This is a genomic window from Nocardia arizonensis, from assembly GCF_001310275.1.
Taxonomy (GTDB): domain Bacteria; phylum Actinomycetota; class Actinomycetes; order Mycobacteriales; family Mycobacteriaceae; genus Nocardia; species Nocardia arizonensis.
Window position 1 is genome coordinate 204,040 of sequence record NZ_LGYZ01000088.1, and the last position, 17,610, is coordinate 221,649.

Annotated in this window: 11 protein-coding genes; 6 read left to right on the forward strand and 5 right to left on the reverse strand. The window is 70.8% G+C overall.

Features of this window, described 5'->3' with window-relative positions; genetic code table 11:
- Window positions 1-18 precede the first annotated feature (18 nt).
- The 3 genes from APZ21_RS21760 to APZ21_RS21770 are packed head-to-tail and all read right to left on the reverse strand — an operon-like array spanning window position 19 to window position 3,323.
- Window positions 19-408, reverse strand: a complete 390-nt coding sequence (locus APZ21_RS21760; RefSeq protein ID WP_054815118.1) for a YchJ family protein — start codon at window positions 406-408, stop codon at window positions 19-21.
- Window positions 409-438: 30 nt separating this feature from the next.
- The gene (locus APZ21_RS21765; protein ID WP_371852320.1) at window positions 439-897 is read right to left on the reverse strand and encodes a hypothetical protein; all 459 of its coding nucleotides are present in this window, start codon (window positions 895-897) and stop codon (window positions 439-441) included.
- Entirely contained in the window at window positions 894-3,323 is a 2,430-nt protein-coding gene (locus APZ21_RS21770; RefSeq protein ID WP_054815119.1) for an AAA family ATPase, read from the reverse strand. The genes APZ21_RS21765 and APZ21_RS21770 overlap by 4 nt, the downstream gene beginning before the upstream one ends.
- 715 nt (window positions 3,324-4,038) lie before the next feature.
- On the opposite strand from APZ21_RS21770, the gene APZ21_RS36550 reads away from it, so the two are divergent.
- The 5 genes from APZ21_RS36550 (at window position 4,039) to APZ21_RS35215 (ending at window position 13,629) form a co-directional block, all read left to right on the forward strand.
- Window positions 4,039-6,987 carry a DUF5691 domain-containing protein gene (locus APZ21_RS36550; RefSeq protein WP_054815120.1) on the forward strand — a complete coding sequence of 983 codons (2,949 nt, stop codon included), beginning with the start codon at window positions 4,039-4,041 and terminating at the stop codon, window positions 6,985-6,987.
- Entirely contained in the window at window positions 6,984-8,084 is a 1,101-nt protein-coding gene (locus tag APZ21_RS21780) for an ATP-binding protein (RefSeq protein WP_054815121.1), read from the forward strand. Before APZ21_RS36550 ends, APZ21_RS21780 begins: the two co-directional genes overlap by 4 nt.
- A 37-nt stretch (window positions 8,085-8,121) precedes the next feature.
- A complete protein-coding gene (locus APZ21_RS21785) occupies window positions 8,122-10,353 on the forward strand; it encodes a DUF5682 family protein (RefSeq protein WP_054815122.1) in 2,232 nt (743 codons plus the stop codon).
- The gene (locus tag APZ21_RS21790) at window positions 10,350-11,516 is read left to right on the forward strand and encodes a VWA domain-containing protein (RefSeq protein WP_054815123.1); all 1,167 of its coding nucleotides are present in this window, start codon (window positions 10,350-10,352) and stop codon (window positions 11,514-11,516) included. Before APZ21_RS21785 ends, APZ21_RS21790 begins: the two co-directional genes overlap by 4 nt.
- Before the next feature lie 76 nt (window positions 11,517-11,592).
- Window positions 11,593-13,629 carry an ADP-ribosylglycohydrolase family protein gene (locus tag APZ21_RS35215; protein ID WP_054815124.1) on the forward strand — a complete coding sequence of 679 codons (2,037 nt, stop codon included), beginning with the start codon at window positions 11,593-11,595 and terminating at the stop codon, window positions 13,627-13,629.
- 21 nt (window positions 13,630-13,650) lie between these two features.
- Here the strand turns inward: APZ21_RS35215 and APZ21_RS21800 are convergent, their stop codons facing one another.
- Both APZ21_RS21800 and APZ21_RS21805 read right to left on the reverse strand, forming a co-directional pair.
- A complete protein-coding gene (locus tag APZ21_RS21800) occupies window positions 13,651-16,203 on the reverse strand; it encodes an ABC transporter permease (RefSeq protein WP_054815125.1) in 2,553 nt (850 codons plus the stop codon).
- A complete protein-coding gene (locus APZ21_RS21805) occupies window positions 16,203-16,979 on the reverse strand; it encodes an ABC transporter ATP-binding protein (protein ID WP_054815126.1) in 777 nt (258 codons plus the stop codon). The genes APZ21_RS21800 and APZ21_RS21805 overlap by 1 nt, the downstream gene beginning before the upstream one ends.
- Before the next feature lie 131 nt (window positions 16,980-17,110).
- Between APZ21_RS21805 and APZ21_RS21810 the strand changes: the two genes are divergently transcribed.
- The gene (locus APZ21_RS21810; protein ID WP_054815127.1) at window positions 17,111-17,596 is read left to right on the forward strand and encodes a glutathione peroxidase; all 486 of its coding nucleotides are present in this window, start codon (window positions 17,111-17,113) and stop codon (window positions 17,594-17,596) included.
- Window positions 17,597-17,610 lie beyond the last annotated feature (14 nt).

A 17,610-nucleotide genomic window follows, 5' to 3' on the forward strand; every position in this document is an offset into this window, starting at 1 on the left:
GGACGGCGGCGCGGGCGGTCAGTGCCGCACGACACCGTCGAGGTACACCCATGCGCCGTCCTCGCGGACGAACCGGCTGACCTCGCGCAATTCGCCGCGCCCGCCGGGCCCGCGGTAGTGGGCGACGAACTCCACGGTTCCGGTGTCGTCGAAGGGGCCGCCTCGTTCGGTGCGCACGATCTCCAGGAACAGCCAGCGCTGGTCGGCGTCCAACTCGATATCGCGGGGGCGGGTGCCGGAGTGCCAGGATCGCCGCAGGTAGCCGATGTCCCCGAGCGCGAAGGCGGTGTAACGCGAGCGCATGAGCGCCGCCGCGGTCGGCGCGGGCCGTGCGCCCGCCAGCAGCGGACCGCAGCAGTCGGCGTAGCTGTCGCCACGACGGCACGGACACGGATGGGATCGCGACATGACCCGATTCTCCCCGACGCCTGCGCGCGCTCAGCGGATGGCGACCCGCGAGAGCAGGACGTCGATCGCCTCGGCCTGTTCGCGCCAGCGCCGCAATTCGGTGACGCTCGGCGCGAGCTCGTAGTCGTGGTGGTGGGCCGCGCGCGAGAGCGCCGACCACAGCGTCGCCACCTGGGCGGCGGTCTCGGCGCCGGTGAAGACCCGCAGCGCCAGCAGTTGCGCGCGCATGGGACAGCGCATCAGCTCCGGCGCCGAGCGCGCCCACAGTTCGTCCACCGATTGTTCGAGCGCCAGGCGCAGAATCCACGCCGTTGCCCGCGACCACACTCCGCCCGCGTCGGTGACCTCGCCGTCGAGCAGCCGGTCGACGGTCTCGAAGCGCTCCACCACCGTCGGCCGGGGCAGCCGCGGCAGCCGCGGACGGGCGGGTCGCCGCCGCGGACCGCCGCCCTTGCCGCGACCGCCGCGGCTGCGGCGCTCGCCGGTCACCGGACCAGCCAGGCGATGAAACGCTCGGTGTCGGAGATCAATTCGCGCATGGTGCGGTCGATGGGCACGTGCGCGCCCGCGGTCACGTTGCGCAGGGCGTGCACCAGCCATTTGCCGTCGCGTACCAGGAAATCGTTGAGATCGTCCACGTTGTAGTCCACACCCATGACCGCGAGCGCGACCATGGCCCGCGTGGTGTGCGCGGACTCCACGTAGCCCTCGACCTCGCGGTGATGGCGACCCGCGGCCAGCAGGTCGCGGCGCGCGCGGGCCTGCGCGGCGGCCTCGACCGCCGAGCGGCAACAGGTGGCGACGAGTTCGTCGGCTATCGCGGGCGGCAACTGCGGGGTGCGCACCAGCGATCTGGCGTCGTCGAGGTAGCGACGCACCGGATCACCGGCCACCCGCACCTCCACCACGGACCGCTCGCGCCGCTGCACCTCGAGCACCCGCGCGTCCAACTGCATGCGGCGCACCGCCTCGGCCAGCCGCTCGTCGTGGGTGAACACGATCACCTGGCGGTTCCACGCGACCTGGGCGAGCACCATCGCGAGCCCGTCGACCTTGGCCGGATCCATGGCCTGCACCGGATCGTCGATCATCACGAACCGGAACGGACTGTCCTCGACCGTGGCACGCGGCAGGAACAGCGACAGCCCGAGCGCGTGCAGCTCGCCCTGGCTCATGACGCCCAACGCCGCGCCGTCGACCTCGTCCACGGTGACATCGAGCAGCACCCGGCGCGCGGTTCCGGCATTGCCCTGCAAGCGGATCGCGCCGAGTTCGATATTGCTCTGCTGACGCAGCGTCCGCCAGACCCAGCGGGCCGTGGTCTCCAGCGGCGCCATCCGCTCACCGCGCAGACCGGCCGTCGCGGATTTCAGCCAGTCCTCGGCGCGGCGCAGGGTGCGCAGTTCGCCCGCCCGCACGGAGACCTCGCGCGCCCGCTCCAACCAGCCGGCGATACGCGGCACCAGCGGGGCCCACACCTCGTCGAGACGGTCGAGTTCCTTGCGCGTGCCCTGCTGCAACAATTCGAGCTGGTCGACCAGCCGGGTATGCGCGCACCGCAGGCGCTCCCCCAGGTCCGAGGCGTATTCGGCCTCGGTGAGCGCCGCCCACTCCGCCCACGCGACGCGGACCGCCGCGGTATCGACGGTCGGTGGCGTGCGCGGGTGGAAATCCAGTTCCGGCGGCACCCGCTCGGGCAGCGCGCGGGCCGCGCGCACCGCCGCGTGCAATTCGGTGCGGGCGGTCGTCAATGCCTCGACCCTGGCCGCGAGATCGGCGATGGTGACATCGGCCGTGCGCGCCCATTCGGCGTCCAATTCCGAACGGCCGCAGACCGGACACGCGCACGCGCCGACCGCGTCCGCGTGCTCGCGCGCGCGGCGCAGCAATTCCAGCACCCGCATGTCGGCTTCCGCGTCGACGGTGGTGTCCCGTTCGACCGCCGCGCCCAGGGTCTCCAGCCGGGTCGCCACGGCCTCAACCTCCGCGGTGCTCGGCAGGGCCAGCCGGACGATGGCGCGCAGACCGTCCGGGCCGATGGGATCGCCGAGCGCGCCGAACATCTGTCTGCCGACCGCGGTGAGATCGGGTTGCTGGGCGCGCAGCAGTTCGGTCATGACGACCGCGCGCTCATCGGCCAGATGCTGCATGTCCGCGACGAGCTCGGTGCGCTCCCGCCGCGAAATACGCACGGCGCGTTCGAGTTCGAGACGGCGGCTGCGCAGACTCTCTTGGGCGACGGTCAATTCGTCGAGACCGAGGAGCTGGTGCAGCGCGTCGAACAGGTCGCTGGGTCGGCCGTCGACCAGCGCGCCGAGTTCGCTGTAGGACAGGAACGGCCGGTACAGGTCGAGTACGCCCGCCCAGCGACCGACGTCGAACGCGCCGCCGCCCTCGCCGCGCCGCTCGGTCCACTCGGCCTCGCCCAGCTCCGCGCGCGCGGCCCACTCCTTGGCGATGGTGAGATCGGGCTGCGCGCCCGCGGTGAGCAGATCCAGTTCTATCCGCGGCGCGGCGCCCGCGTGCAGATTGCGCCAACCCTCCCGCCAGGCCGCCGAACGGCCGTCCCAGCGGCGATTGCCGCCGGTCAGCGCCAGTTCGGCGGCCTCGGCGAAACTCGACTTGCCGCTGCCGTTGCGCCCGACCACCAAGGTCAGTCCCGGCCCCGGCGCGAGTTCCAGCGTGGCTTCGGGGCCGATGCCGCGGAAGCCGCGCACCCGCACCGCGCGCAGGAAGATGCCCTCGGCGTCCAATTCGCCCGCGCCCTGCGCTGTCTCACCTCTTCGCAGGGCGCCGAGCACGGCGTTCACCACATCGCGGGTGACGGTCGGATCCTCGGCCAGCCGCCGGGCCACCACATCGGGCAGGCGCGGCGGGATCTCCGTGGCCGGCTCGGCCGCGGGATTCACGCGCATACGGAAACCCCTTCACCACCGAAGCGCGCCCGCCCCGCCCGCCTCACGTCCGGTGTTCCTGTCGAAAGCTAGAGCGAAACGGTACCCGATCGCCGCGAGATCCCCCACCGGCGGTGTCGATTACGGTGCCGGGCGCCGGGAGAAGTGCGAACCTGCCCGCGGGGATGGAATGGCCATCGAGCGCGTTCGGCCGCATTCGATGTCCACCCCTCGCCCACCCCTGCGGGCAGCTCGACGTGTAGCACCCGATTTGGGTGGCTCGGACGGGCCGAACAGGTCAGAATGCCGGCACCGGGTGAAATGCGCAACCCGCGCGACGGACCGAATCCGCCACAGACACAGCGGTTTTCCGAGGTCGCGTGGCCCGATATATTCGCTGACCAGCGCTCGGGCGAATGCGGTGGAGGTCCATCGATACCGCCGTGAGAATCCTGTAAGCCCCGCGCGAACTCCCGGCACCGGATCATTCTCAAGGCACTCGATCGCCGCACACCCGCTGGACGCCGACGGCGTCCGTATGCCCATCGGTCAAGGCTCGACAGCGCACGGCGGCCCGCAAGACAACCTCGCCCGAACCGGCCCTCCGGTCGCGGCGGCGACCGGTCGTGCCCTCCGGCGCCGGGCACGGCGCCTACTGTCGGTGGTCTGCGGTAGAAATCCGTTCGACAGCCGAACAGGGGGATACCGTGACCGACCGCAGAACGAGAGCCACCCGATGACGACGCCGTGGACCGACGCGCAGGTCAGCGCCCTGGCCCCGGATGCGAAGGCGCTCGCCGCCGCACGCGGGCTTGCCGCGCGCTGGCGCACCGCCGGATATCGGGGAACCGCACTGTGGGGGCGGTGCGGGGGCAGCGGGGCCGAACCGTACGAGACGGTCGTGGACGTGAGCGATCCCGCGTACCGCTGCGACTGTCCAAGCCGGAAATTTCCCTGCAAGCACGCGCTGTCACTACTGTTGCGCTGGTCGGCGGGTGCGGTCCCCGAGACAGCCGAGATCCCCGACTTCGCCGCGGGCTGGCTCGAGCGCCGCGCGGCGCGCACGCCACGCGACGATTCCCCCCGCACCCCCGATCCGGCCACGGCCGTACGGCGCCGCTCCCGGGTTACGGCGGGTCTGGAAGAACTGGATATCTGGCTCGGCGATCAGGTGCGCACCGGTCTGGCACAGACCGATCGCTCCTATCGCGCCTACGAGGCCATCGCGGCGCGCATGGTCGACGCGCAGGCGCCCGCGGTGGCCTCGGCACTGCGCCAGATCCCCACCGTCATCGCCACCCGCGCGGATTGGCCCGATCTGGTTCTCGGCGAATACGCCCGCCTGCACCTGCTGGTCGCCGCGCACCGGCGCATCGATGAACTGCCCGAACCGCTCGGCGCGAGCGTGCGCACCCATATCGGCTATCCGACCACCGCCGATTCGGTGCGCGCCACGCCGGCGGTGCGCGATCACTGGATGTCGTTGGGCCGCCGGGTCAGCGAGGAGGATAGGCTGCACACCCGCCGCACCTGGCTGCGCGGGCGCGCCACCCACCGCTGGGCACTGATACTCGAACACAGTTTCGGCGCACCGGATTTCGCCGAGGACATACCGGCACCGGGCCTGTCGGCCGAAGCGTCGCTGCACTTCTACCCGGCCGCCGCGCCACTGCGCGCCCTGTGGGGCGAACGACACGGGGCCGCACAGCCTTTCACGACCGTGCCGCGCGAGTCCGGCGCGACCGGCGACGGCACGGTGTCCAATGCGGACGGCGACGGCACGGTGTCCAATGCGACCGGCGACGGCACGGTGTCCAATGCGCTCGACGCGCACGCCCGCGCCCTCGGCGCCGATCCCTGGTTGCGCTCGTGGCCGGTACTGCTGCGCGACGCGGTGCCGGTGGTGGACGAAGATCGCCTGCTCGTGGTCGATGCCGAAGGGATGGCGTTGCCGATCGCGCGGACCGAACAGCCGTGGCGACTGCTGGGGATATCGGGCGGACATCCGGTCACGCTCGTCGCCGAGTGGACGCGGGCCGGACTCGTGCCCATCTCGGCGCTGGTCGCGGGTGAGGTACTCGATGTCGCGAGCGAACGGGTTCCGGTGCGCACCGCCGCGTCCGCCGCCCCCGGCGACGAACTGACCTCGACGGCCCTGCTCGGCACCGCACGACGCGCACCCGACCCGACCCGGCTCGCGGCGCCGGTGGCCGCCGCGGCAGGCGCCCTGCGCTCGGCGCCCGCGCGGGTCCTGCTGGAATCCGCCGCGCTGCGCGACGCCTTCGTACGCGCCGGGGTGAGCGCGAGTGCCGTACGGAAGCTGCCCGCGCCGGCCGAGGACGACGATCGCAGGCTGCTGCCCGCCGCCGCCGCGCGCAGGCTGGCGGCGATGGTGACCGACAATTCGCATTTCCTGTCCGAATGGTTCGCCGCGGCCGAACCATTCGACTTCCGCGCGCCCGACGCGCTGTGCGCACTGCTTCTCGACCAGGCCGCCGCGAGTACCCGGTGGCGCGCCCCGCTGCTGCGGCTGGCGGGCGCGCGCGGGCGCTGGCTCGCCGCGGCCAACCCCCGGTGGCGCGGTCTCGGCGTCCCCGACGAAGATTCCGAGGCGGCACGCGGCGATACCTGGCGATTCGGCGGCGCGCAGGCGCGCACGCGATGGCTGGCCGCATTGCGCGACCGTGATCCCGGAGCGGCCCGGCACACATTGGTCGCGGCGTGGGCCAAGGAATCCGGTGCGCTGCGGGCCGAGCTGCTCGCCACCCTCGAAGCCGGAATATCAACGGCCGACGAGGAATTCCTCGACGCGGCGCTCGACGACCGGCGCGGCGATGTCCGCCGGGCCGCGGCCGGACTGCTCGCACTGCTCCCGGATTCGGCCTTCGCCCGGCGCATGAGCGCCCGCGCCGCGGCGTGGATACGGCCGATCCGCCTGCGCGGCGAGGGCGAGCAATCCCGTATCCACCTCGTCGTCGACCTGCCCGAGCCGCTCGACGACGCGACCCGGCGCGACGGCATCGTCGCCCGCACGGGCGAATTCGCCTACCGCTGGGCGGGCGCGCCGGACGAGACCGCGGGTCTGCTGCGCCAACTGGTGGCGGCGACGCCGCTGCGGCACTGGGAGAACGGATTCGGCGCGGCGTACACCTTCACCCCGCGCGAGCTGACCGGTATCGGGGTGGAAGACCGCTTCCGCCAGCCGCTGTTCGACGGCTGGGTGGATGCCGCGCTGGCGCAACGCGATCCGCACTGGGCGCGGGCGCTGTTCGAGACCGGCGTGCCCTCCGACACGGCGCTGCTGCGCCGCCGCGAACTGTTCGCGCTACTGCCCGCCGAGGACCGCGCGCGCCATCTGCTGCGGCTGGACGGTTCCTGGCTCTCCGAGATCGAAGCGCTGCTGCCCGCCCTCGACCATCCGTGGCCGGACCCGGTGGCGCACCATCTCATCGGTGTGCTGTCCGAGCGCGCGCGTATCGCCGCGCACCAGTCGGGCGCGCACGGCGCGGGGCCGGGGGCGCATCGTTCGCTGCTCACCGCGGCGGCGGTGCACCTGCCCGTCACCGCCGCGCCCGCCCTCACGGCGCTCGCGCGCCGCTGCGACGATCCGGCCTGGGAGAACGCCTTCGACCGGCTCGCCCGCGATCTCACCCACCGCTCGATGATGCTCGAGGAGTTGCAGTGACGACCATCGACCCGAATCCGAATCTGCTGCGCCCGCATGCCGAACAGGCATACAGCGGCGAACTCGCCGCGCTGGTCGCGTCCGACGATCGCCCGCGCCCGCCCTCGTGGCGGCTCTCACCGTGGGCGGTGGTCACCTATCTGCTCGGCGGCGTCCTCGACGACGGCACCGTCATCTCCCCCAAATACGTCGGCCCGCGCCGCCTCGTCGAGGTCGCGGTCGCCACACTGGCCACCGACCGGGCGCTGCTGCTGATCGGTGTGCCAGGAACCGCCAAGACCTGGGTCTCCGAGCATCTGGCCGCGGCAGTCAGCGGATCGTCGACCCTGCTGGTGCAGGGCACCTCCGGCACCGCCGAAGAGGCCATCCGATACGGCTGGAACTACGCACGGCTGCTCGCCGAAGGTCCGAGCGACGCGGCCTTGGTGGCCTCCCCGGTGCTCACCGCCATGCGCACCGGTGCCGTCGCCCGCATCGAGGAACTGACCCGCATCCCCTCCGACGTACAGGACGCGCTCATCACGATCCTGTCCGAGAAGACACTGCCCATACCGGAACTCGGCACGCAGGTGCAGGCCGCCAAGGGATTCAACGTCATCGCCACCGCCAACGACCGCGACCGCGGCGTCAACGACCTGTCCTCCGCGCTGCGTCGCCGGTTCAACACCGTGGTGCTGCCGCTGCCCGCGGACGAGGACGAGGAGGTGGCGATCGTCGTGCGCCGCGTCGAACAGCTCGGCGCGGCACTGGAATTGCCCGCCGTGCCCGCCGCCGCCGAGGAGGTGCGCCGGGTGGTGCGGGTCTTCCGCGAACTGCGCTCGGGGGTCACCGCCGACGGGCGAACCAAACTCAAGTCGCCATCGGGCACGCTGTCCACCGCCGAGGCCATCTCGGTCATCACCAACGGACTCGCGCTGTCGGCGCATTTCGGCGACGGCACCCTGCGCGCGGGCGATATCGCGGGCGCGGTGCTCGGCTCGGTCATCAAGGATCCGGTCGCCGATACCGTGGTGTGGACCGAATATCTCGAGGCCGTGGTGCGCGAGCGCCCCGACTGGGCCGACTTCTACCGCGCCTGCCGCGAGGTGACCGGATGAGCCCGGCCACCCGTGCGCGCGGCCGGTGCGTCACCGGATGAGTGCCGCACCCACCGCCGACGCCGTGACCAGGATTTTCGGCATCCGCCACCACGGTCCCGGTTCGGCGCGCTCGTTGCGGACCGCCCTGGTCGCCTTCGCCCCGGACACCATACTCATCGAGGGTCCCGCCGACGCCGATCCGCTGGTCGCCTTCGTCGACACCGCGGATATGCGCCCGCCGGTCGCCCTGCTCGCCTACGTCCCCGCCGAACCCGCCCGCGCCGCCTTCTGGCCCTACGCCGCCTTCTCCCCCGAATGGCAGGCGCTGCGGTACGCGGCCGAACACGCGGTGGCCGTGCGCTTCTGCGATCTGCCCGCCGCGCACGCCCTCGCCGCCACCGACGACGACGGCGAACGCGGCGACCCGCTGGCCGAACTCGCGGCCACAGGCGGCTACGACGACGCCGAGCGCTGGTGGGACGCGGTCGTCGAATCCCGTGGCCACGCCACGGTTTCCGACGACGACACCGTCGCGGCCTTCGACGCCATCACCGAGGCCATGTCGGCGCTGCGGGAAACCGCGGACGGCGACCGGGTCGGGGGCATCGACGCGCACACGCTGCGACGCGAGGCGTATATGCGCCAGACCATGCGGGCGGCGCTGAAAGCGGGCGCGCGCCGCCTTGCCGTGGTCTGCGGCGCCTGGCACGCGCCCGCGCTGAGCGGGCCCCTCGGACCCGCCGCGCCCGATCAGCGCCTGCTCAAGGGCATGCCCAAGGTCAAGGCCATGCTGACCTGGGTGCCCTGGACCCATTCGCGACTATCGAGTTCCTCCGGCTACGGTGCGGGCATCACCTCCCCGGGCTGGTACCACCACCTGTTCACCGAGACCGATCGGCCCGTGGCGCGCTGGCTCACCAAGGTCGCCGGAGTGCTGCGCGCCCACGACTTGCCGGTGTCGAGCGCCCACGTCATCGAGGCCGTGCGGCTGGCCGAAACCCTTGCCGCACTGCGTGACCGACCGCTGGCGGGACTGTCGGAGGTCACCGACGCCGTGCGCGCGGTACTGTGCGGCGGCGACGAGACCTTGGTGCGGCTGGTGGTGGCCGAACTGGTGGTGGGCGAGGCGCTCGGCGCGGTACCCGAGGACGTGCCGACGGTGCCGCTCGACGCCGATCTGCGCGCCACCGTGCGCAGCCTGCGCCTCAAACAGGAGCCCAAGGCCAAGACGGTCGATCTCGACCTGCGCAAGGAGCGCGAACTCGAACGCTCCCGGCTGCTGCACCGGCTGCGACTGCTCGGCATCGACTGGGGCGTGCCGACGACGGGCGAGGTGCGTACCACCGGAACCTTCCGGGAGAGCTGGACCCTGCGCTGGAGACCGGAATTCGCGGTCGCGGTGATCGAGGCGTCGCGCTGGGGTCCCACGCTGCGCATCGCGGCCGAGGCCAAGATCCTCGACGCCACGGCACAGCCGCGGGTCACGCTGGCCGAGTTGACCGAGGCGGTGGATGCCGCCCTGCTCGCCGATCTCGGCGCGGCCACCGACGGACTCATCGACCGGCTGGCATCGGTCGCGGCGCTGGATCACGATGTCACGCATCTGCTCGCGGCACTGCCGGGTGTGACCGACACCCTGCGCTACGGCGATGTGCGCGGCACCGACACCAAGGCGCTGGCACATGTCGCCGACGGGTTGCTGGTGCGGATCTGCGCGGGTATGCCCGGCGCGGTCACCGGACTCGACACCGACGCGGCGGGCGAGTTGCGCACCCTGCTCGACGCCGCGCACACCGCTGTCCACACCCGTGACGACGCCGCGTCCGCGCGGATGTGGCTGGCCGCGCTGCGCAAGTTGGCCGACCGGGCCGACGTGCACGGCGGACTCGTCGGGCGCGCGGTGCGGTTGCTCACCGACGCGGGCGTCATCGACGACGCCGAGGCGGCCCGCAGACTCTCGGCCGCGTTGTCGGTGGGCAACATCCCCGCCGCGAAGGCGGCCTGGATCGACGGCTTCCTCGGCGGACGCGGACTGCTGCTCGTCCACGATCGCGAACTGCTGCGCCTGATCGACACCTGGCTCGCGGGTCTTGGCGAGCGGGATTTCGTGGAGACGCTGCCCCTGCTGCGCCGCACCTTCGGCGCCTTCGAATCCGGTGAACGCCGCGCCATCGGACGCGCCGTACGCGACACCGGGCCGACCGTCCTCGCCACCCCCGATTTCGACACCGACCGCGGCGTGCTCGCCCTGCGCACCGTCGCCGACATACTCGGAGTACCGAGATGACCGATACCGCAACAACTTCCGGCGACGATCAGGCGCGGCGCTGGCGTCTGGTCCTCGGCGACGCGGCCGAATCCGAACTGGGCGCGGCCGTGACACCGCGGGACGCGGCCATGGACCGCGCGCTCGGCAGTCTCTACGACGCGGGCGAGAAACCGGCGGGCAAACGGTCCGCCGGGCTTGGCGGGTCGGCGCCGCGGGTCGCGCGCTGGCTCGGCGATATCCGCGCCTATTTCCCGTCCAGCGTGGTCGAGGTGATGCAGCGCGACGCCGTGCAGCGGCTGAACCTGACCCAGTTGCTGCTGGAACCGGAACTGCTCGACGCCGTCGAACCCGACGTGCACCTGGTCGGCACCCTGCTCGGCCTGAACAAGGTGATGCCCGAGACCACCAAGGCCACCGCGCGCACGGTCATCGAGCGGGTGGTGCGCGAGATCGAGCGGCGCGTCGCCGCGCGCACCGAGGCGGCGGTCTCCGGCGCGCTGCACCGCGCCGCCCGCGTGGCCAGGCCGCGACCACGCGATATCGACTGGGACCGCACGATTCGCGCCAATCTCGCGCACTATCTGCCCGAGCACCGCACGGTGGTCCCGCAGCGGCTGATCGGTTACGGACGCCGGTCGCGAGCCGTGCGCCGCGATGTCGTGCTCGCCATCGACCAGTCGGGTTCGATGGCCGCCAGTGTCGTCTACGCCTCGGTGTTCGGGGCGGTGCTGGCGTCCATGGGATCGCTGCGGACCTCGCTGGTGGTCTTCGACACCGAGGTGGTGGATCTCACCGAACGGCTCGATGATCCGGTGGAGGTGCTGTTCGGCACCCAACTCGGCGGTGGCACCGATATCAATCGCGCCATCGCCTACTGCCAGACCCTGATCACCCGGCCGGCCGAAACCCTGTTCGTCCTCATCTCCGACCTGTACGAGGGCGGTATCCGCGAGGAGATGCTGCGGCGGGTACGCACCATGAAGGAGGCGGGGGTACAGGTGGTGGTGCTGCTGGCGCTGTCCGACGACGGGGCGCCCGCCTACGACCACGAGAACGCCGCGGCCCTGGCCGCATTGGATGTGCCCGCCTTCGCCTGCACACCGGACAGATTCCCGGACCTGCTGGCCACGGCGCTCGACCGCGGCGATGTCGGGGCGTGGGCCGACCGCGAGCTCGGATAGGCGTTCCGCGTCCTCGCGATGCCGCGGCGGCGGTTCGCTAGGCTGCGAATGGTCGTTCGCTGAAGGGGGCCGCAGAATGATGCGCCGTGGTGATGTCTTCGCCGGGTACGTGATCGAACGCGAACTGGGTCGCGGGGGCATGGGCTCGGTGTACGCGGCGCGACATCCGCGACTGCCGAAGCTGACCGCGCTGAAGCTGCTGCACCGGGAGTTGTTCGACGACAAGGAGATCCGCCAGCGCTTCGAACGCGAGGCCGATCTGGTCGCGCGGCTGGACCACCCCAACATCGTCGCCGTCTACGATCGCGGGGTCGAGGACGATCAACTGTGGATATCCATGCAGTACGTGGACGGGGTGGACACCGCATCGGTGCCAGGTCCGGCCATGACCCCGATGCGCGCGGTGCAGATCATCGTGCAGATCGCGGGCGCACTGGATTACGCGCACCGGGCGGGCGTGCTGCACCGGGATGTCAAACCCGCCAATATCCTGCTGTCCCGATTGGCCGGTGTACCCGCCGGATTCGAGGAACGGGCGGTGCTGACCGATTTCGGCATCGCCAAACTACTCGACGGCAACGAACGTTTCACCCGCACCGGAGTGCTGACCGCGACCCTGGCGTACGCCTCCCCCGAGCAACTGTCCACAAGCGCCCTCGATCACCGGTCGGATCAGTATTCGCTGGCCTGCACCCTGTTCCGGCTGCTCACCGGTCTCGCACCGTATGAGACATCGCATGTGGGCGAGATGGTCGTCAGCCATCTACAGGCCCCGCCGCCCTCGGTGCGCACCGCGCGACCCGATCTGCCGGCCGAACTGGATGCGGTGATCACGCGGGCGATGGCCAAGGACCCCGCGCGGCGCTACCCCACCTGTTCGGAATTCGCGGCGGCCGCCGCGAACGCGGTGCGCACCCACCGCACGATCATCGGCCCGCGACCGCCGGTGCCGCCGCGTCCGGTGGTCGACGCCGCGCCGACCCGGGAGCAGATCGTGCACGGCTGCCTCTACGGCGGCGCGATCGGCGACGCACTCGGGTCGCCGGTGGAGAATCTGCTGCTGCACCACATCCGCCTGCGCTACGGACCGGCCGGGGTGACCGGTGCGCCCGAGCAATTCGAAGGCCGCATCTCCGACGAGACCCAGCTCACCCTGTTCACGACGGAGGCGCTGATCCGAGGGTCGGTCCGGGCGCGAGCGCGCGGAACCGGCGGCGCCACACTCGGACTCATGCAGACCGGATTCCTGGTCTGGCTGCGCGGACAGGGTTTCGAGCTTCCCGATCAGCCCGGCGGTCCGCACAGCACCTTGACCGGCTATCCGGAGCTCATGAGCTATCGCGGCACCGCCCAGTCCGCCATCACCGCGCTGCGGAAGGCGGCCGACCGGCGCGATCCGGGACGTCCGCTCGGCACCCGTACCGAACCGATAAACGATTCCAAGGGCTGTGCCGCGGTGGTGCGTTCGGCCCCGTGCGGATTCGGCTATGCCGCGGACCGGTCGGGCACGGCGCTCGAGTACATCTTCGAATTGGGCTGTGACGCGGCGGCGCTCACTCACGGCCACCCCAGCGGCTGGCTGCCCGCTGGCACGCTGGCCGCCATCGTCTACCGACTGTGCCGCGGCGGCGATCTCGATTCCGCCGTCACCGCCGCACGCGCGGAACTGCGGCGCTACCCCGCCCACGAGGAGACCGATACCGCACTCGCCGACGCACTGCGCTCGGCACAGCGCGCGGGCGGCGGCCTGCCCGCGCCGGACGAGATCGAGAAACTCGGCCGCGGCTGGATCGGACCGGAAGCGCTGGCGATCGGCGTCTTCGCGGCATCGGCCGCGGCGGCCGCGGGCGGGTCGCCGGAGCGGATCGTGCGCAACGGAATCCTGTTGGCGGTCAACCATTCCGGCGACAGCGATTCGACCGGGGCGATCGCGGGAAGTCTGCTCGGGGCCATGTACGGCGTCGACGCGATCCCGACGGCCTGGCGCGGCGGGCTCGACGCGCGCGCCGCCATCGATCGCCTCGCCGCCGACTACTGCCTCGAATTCGGCCCGAATCCGCCGCGCAACGATCGCGGCGGACCCGCCGCCCACTGGCTCGAACGCTACTGCTGAGGCGACGACAGCGGCCGTGAGCTACAGATCCGCGATGGCCGCCAGCGGAGGCGTTCTCGCCGCCCGCACGCCGGGCCACACCGCGGCGAGCACACCCACCACCGCCGAGGAGATGAGCACCGCGACCAGCTGCGTCCACGGGATGGTGATCTGGTCGATGCCGAAATCGCGCAGGGTGCGCAGGAATCCGATGCCGAGAGCGATGCCGAGGATCACGCCGACGATCGCGCCGAAGATCGCGATCAGCATGGATTCCAGATAGATGGTGCGGCGCACCTGATAGCGCATAGCGCCGACCGCGCGCAGCATGCCGATCTCCCGTCGCCGTTCCACTACCGACAGCGCGAGCGTGTTGACGATGCCGAGGATGGCGATCACCACGGCGAGCGCGAGCAGACCGTACAGGATGGCCAGCAGTGTATTGATCTGCTTGCCCTGCGCGCCCTTGAACTCCTCGCGGTCCTGGACCTGCACGACCGCGAACCGATCGGTGGCCTGCTCCAGATCGGTGCGCATGGCCGTGAGATCGGTACCGGGCTTCGCCTTGACCAGTACGTAGAAGTTGTTCCGGAAAGCGACCGGCGTGACCTCTTGGAAGACGGTGGGCGACAACACCATCTTGCCGAGCAGCGGCGATTTCGCGAAGATGCCCGCGATGGTGACCGGCACCTTCTGATTCTTGTCCAGCGTGGTCAGCTCGACCTGCTGACCGGCGTGCCAGCCGCGATCGGCGGCCTCGGTGTCCTCGACCAGGATGTCGTGCTCACCGAGGGTATTAGTGCCGCTGACGATGTCGTAGTTCAGCACACCGTCCATCGGGCGGTCAGGAGAGACGCCCGCGAGCTGGTCGTCACCGACCCGCACGGCCGCGCCGCGGAATCCGACCGCGTCGGCCACCGTGGGCACCGACTGCCGCACCGCGTCGGGCACGCCGAGCGGAAGTCCGATGAGCTGGGACTGCTGCGGCCCGGACAGCACGTAGTCGGCATTGACGCCCTTGTCGACCAGCACCCCGACACTCGTCTTGGCCGAGGCGCCGAGCATGCCGATGGCCGAGACCAGCATGAGGCCGAGGGTCAGCGCGAAGGCCGTGGCCGCCGTGCGGCGCGGATTGCGGACCGCGTTGTTGCGGGCCATGCGACCGATCGCGCCGAACGGGCGCACCAGCAGGCCGAGCGCGCCGACCACGGGCCGCGACAACGCGGGCGAGGCCAGCAGCACCGCCAGGATGAGCGCCAGCGCGCCACCGCCGACCGTCGCGGCGGCGGACCCGCCGGTGTTCCGGGCGCCCGCCACGACCAGGACGATGCCGAGCACGGCCAGTACCGCGCCCACGATCGTGCGCGTCCGCAGCGATTCGCCGGTCGAGGCGAACTCCTCGCGCATCGCCTCGACCGGCGGGATCTTGGCGGCCCGCCGCGCGGGGGCGTAGGCGCTCACCACGGTGACCAGCAGACCGACCACCAGGCCGACGATGATGGTGCGAGGCAGCACGGTCATGGAACCGGTCGGCAGGCCGAGATCGAAGGCGTTGAGCAGCGAGGCCAGCCCGAAGGCCAAACCGACGCCCGCCGCGAGGCCGATCGCGCTGCCGATGAATCCGATGACCAGCGCCTCGGAGACCACGGTATTGCCGACCTGGCGCCTGCTCGCGCCCACGGCGCGCAGCAGGGCGAGTTCGCGCAACCGCTGCGCCACGATCATCGAGAAGGTGTTGTAGATGATGAACGTGCCGACGATCAGCGCGATCGCGCCGAAGGCGAGCAGGAAGTAGTTGATGAAGTTAAGGGCCTGCGAGACCTGGGATTTCAGGTCGGCGCGCACCTGATCGCCGTTCTGAACCTTGAATCCGGTCAGCTCGCCCGCGATACGGTCGCGCAGATCGTCGGCCGCCAAACCCGGCGCGGCGGCTATATCGACGTAGGCGACGTGATAGCCGTCGGTGAAAAGCTGCTTGGCCTGGGAATTCTCGAACAGCAGGCCGATGAATCCGCCGGTGTCGGAGGCGACCGTGTATATGCCGGAGACGGTCACCTCGATGGTCGGACTCTGCTGCGTGCTGCGCGAGGGTATCAGTACCTTGGCCCGGTCGCCGACCTTCAGATTCGCGCGTTCGGCGCCGCCGCTGTTGATGGCGATCTGTCCCGGCTGCGACGGCGGCGCGCCCTCGACGAACTTCTGTGGTTCGGCGATGGCCTGATCCGGCGGCAGATACGACTCGCCCCAACTCGGCGCGCCGCCGGTCTGCACCGGCTTGCCCTCCTGGTTCAGCAGCACCAGCGGGCCGTTGACGCTCGGCGCGATGGCCCGCACGCCCTCGGTGCGGCTGATCTGGTCGACCACCGCCAGCGGGACGCCGAAGGACTGCTGGCCCTCCGGGCTCACCCGGACGTCGACCCCTCTGGCCTGATTCTCGAAGATGCCGTCGAAGGTGCGCTGCAAGGTGTCGGTGAAGACGAACGATCCCGCGATGAAGGCGGTGCCGAGCACCACCGACAGCAGGGTCAGCGCCAGCCGGACCTTGTGCGCGGCGAGGTTGCGCAAGGCGACCTTGCGCATCGGATTGGCCGCCATTACACCTGCTCCAGCGACTTCATCCGATCCAGCACCGAATCGGCGGTGGGATCGCGCAGTTCGGACACGATCCGCCCGTCCGCCAAGAAGACCACGCGGTCGGCGAAGGAGGCGGCATGCGGTTCGTGGGTGACGATCACGACGGTCTGGTGGAATTCGTCCACCGCGGCGCGCAGGATCGACAGCACCTCTTCCGAGGCGCGCGAATCCAGGTTGCCGGTGGGCTCGTCACCGAAGATGATCTCCGGTTTGCCCGCCAGTGCCCGCGCGCAGGCCACGCGCTGCTGCTGACCGCCGGACAGTTCGCTTGGCCGGTGCGCCAACCGGTCGGTCAGGCCGAGGCGGGACAGCACCGTGTCCAGCCACTCCTGATCGACCTTGCGGCCCGCGATGTCCAGCGGCAGCGTGATGTTCTCTAGCGCGGTCAGCGTCGGAACCAGGTTGAATGCCTGGAACACGAAGCCGATGCGGTCGCGGCGCAGCTTGGTCATCTGCTTGTCGGTGAGATTCGTCAGGTCGGTGTCACCGATCTTGACGGTGCCCGAGCTCGCGCTGTCCAGTCCGGCCAGGCAGTGCATGAGTGTCGACTTACCCGAGCCCGACGGGCCCATGATCGCGGTGAACTCCCCCGCCGCGAACTCCGCCGACACCTTGTCCAGCGCGGTGACCTGCGTGTCTCCCGATCCGTAAATCTTGCTCACGTCGATGGCGCGGGCAGCGACGTCGGTTGGAACCACCGGTTCGGCGAGGTCGGTACCCACTGCGTGCGAAGTCATGCCCTCCAGTCTTACGGGACGCGGCGCGCTGCGCCATCGGGGATTGCCCCGAGTCTTACCGGGGGATGTCGACAGACCCTCCGGTAGGTTGGGGACGGATCACGGGGATCCGGAATTGCAGGTATAGACGAGTGAGCATTCGCGATATTCCGCTGCGCACCCTGTCCGGCGACGAGGCCACCCTGGCCGAACTGGTCGGCGACAATGTGGTGCTGTTGGTCAACGTCGCCTCGAAATGCGGTTTGACGCCCCAGTATTCGGGTCTGGTCGAATTGCAGCAGACTTACGGCCCCAAGGGCTTCAGTGTGGTGGGGGTTCCGTGCAACCAGTTCATGGGTCAGGAGCCCGGCACCGCCGAGGAGATCCAGCAGTTCTGCTCGACCACCTACGGTGTCGACTTCCCGCTGCTGGAGAAGACCGACGTCAACGGTGACGACCGGCATCCGCTCTACAAGGAACTGGTAGGCACTCCCGACGCCGAAGGCGCCGCGGGCGATATCCAGTGGAATTTCGAGAAGTTCCTGATCGACCGCGCAGGCACGGTCGCCGGACGTTTCCGCCCGCGCACCGCCCCCGAGGCGCCCGAACTGCGGGCGGCTGTCGAAGGGCTGCTGTAAGGCAAGGCAAGGCC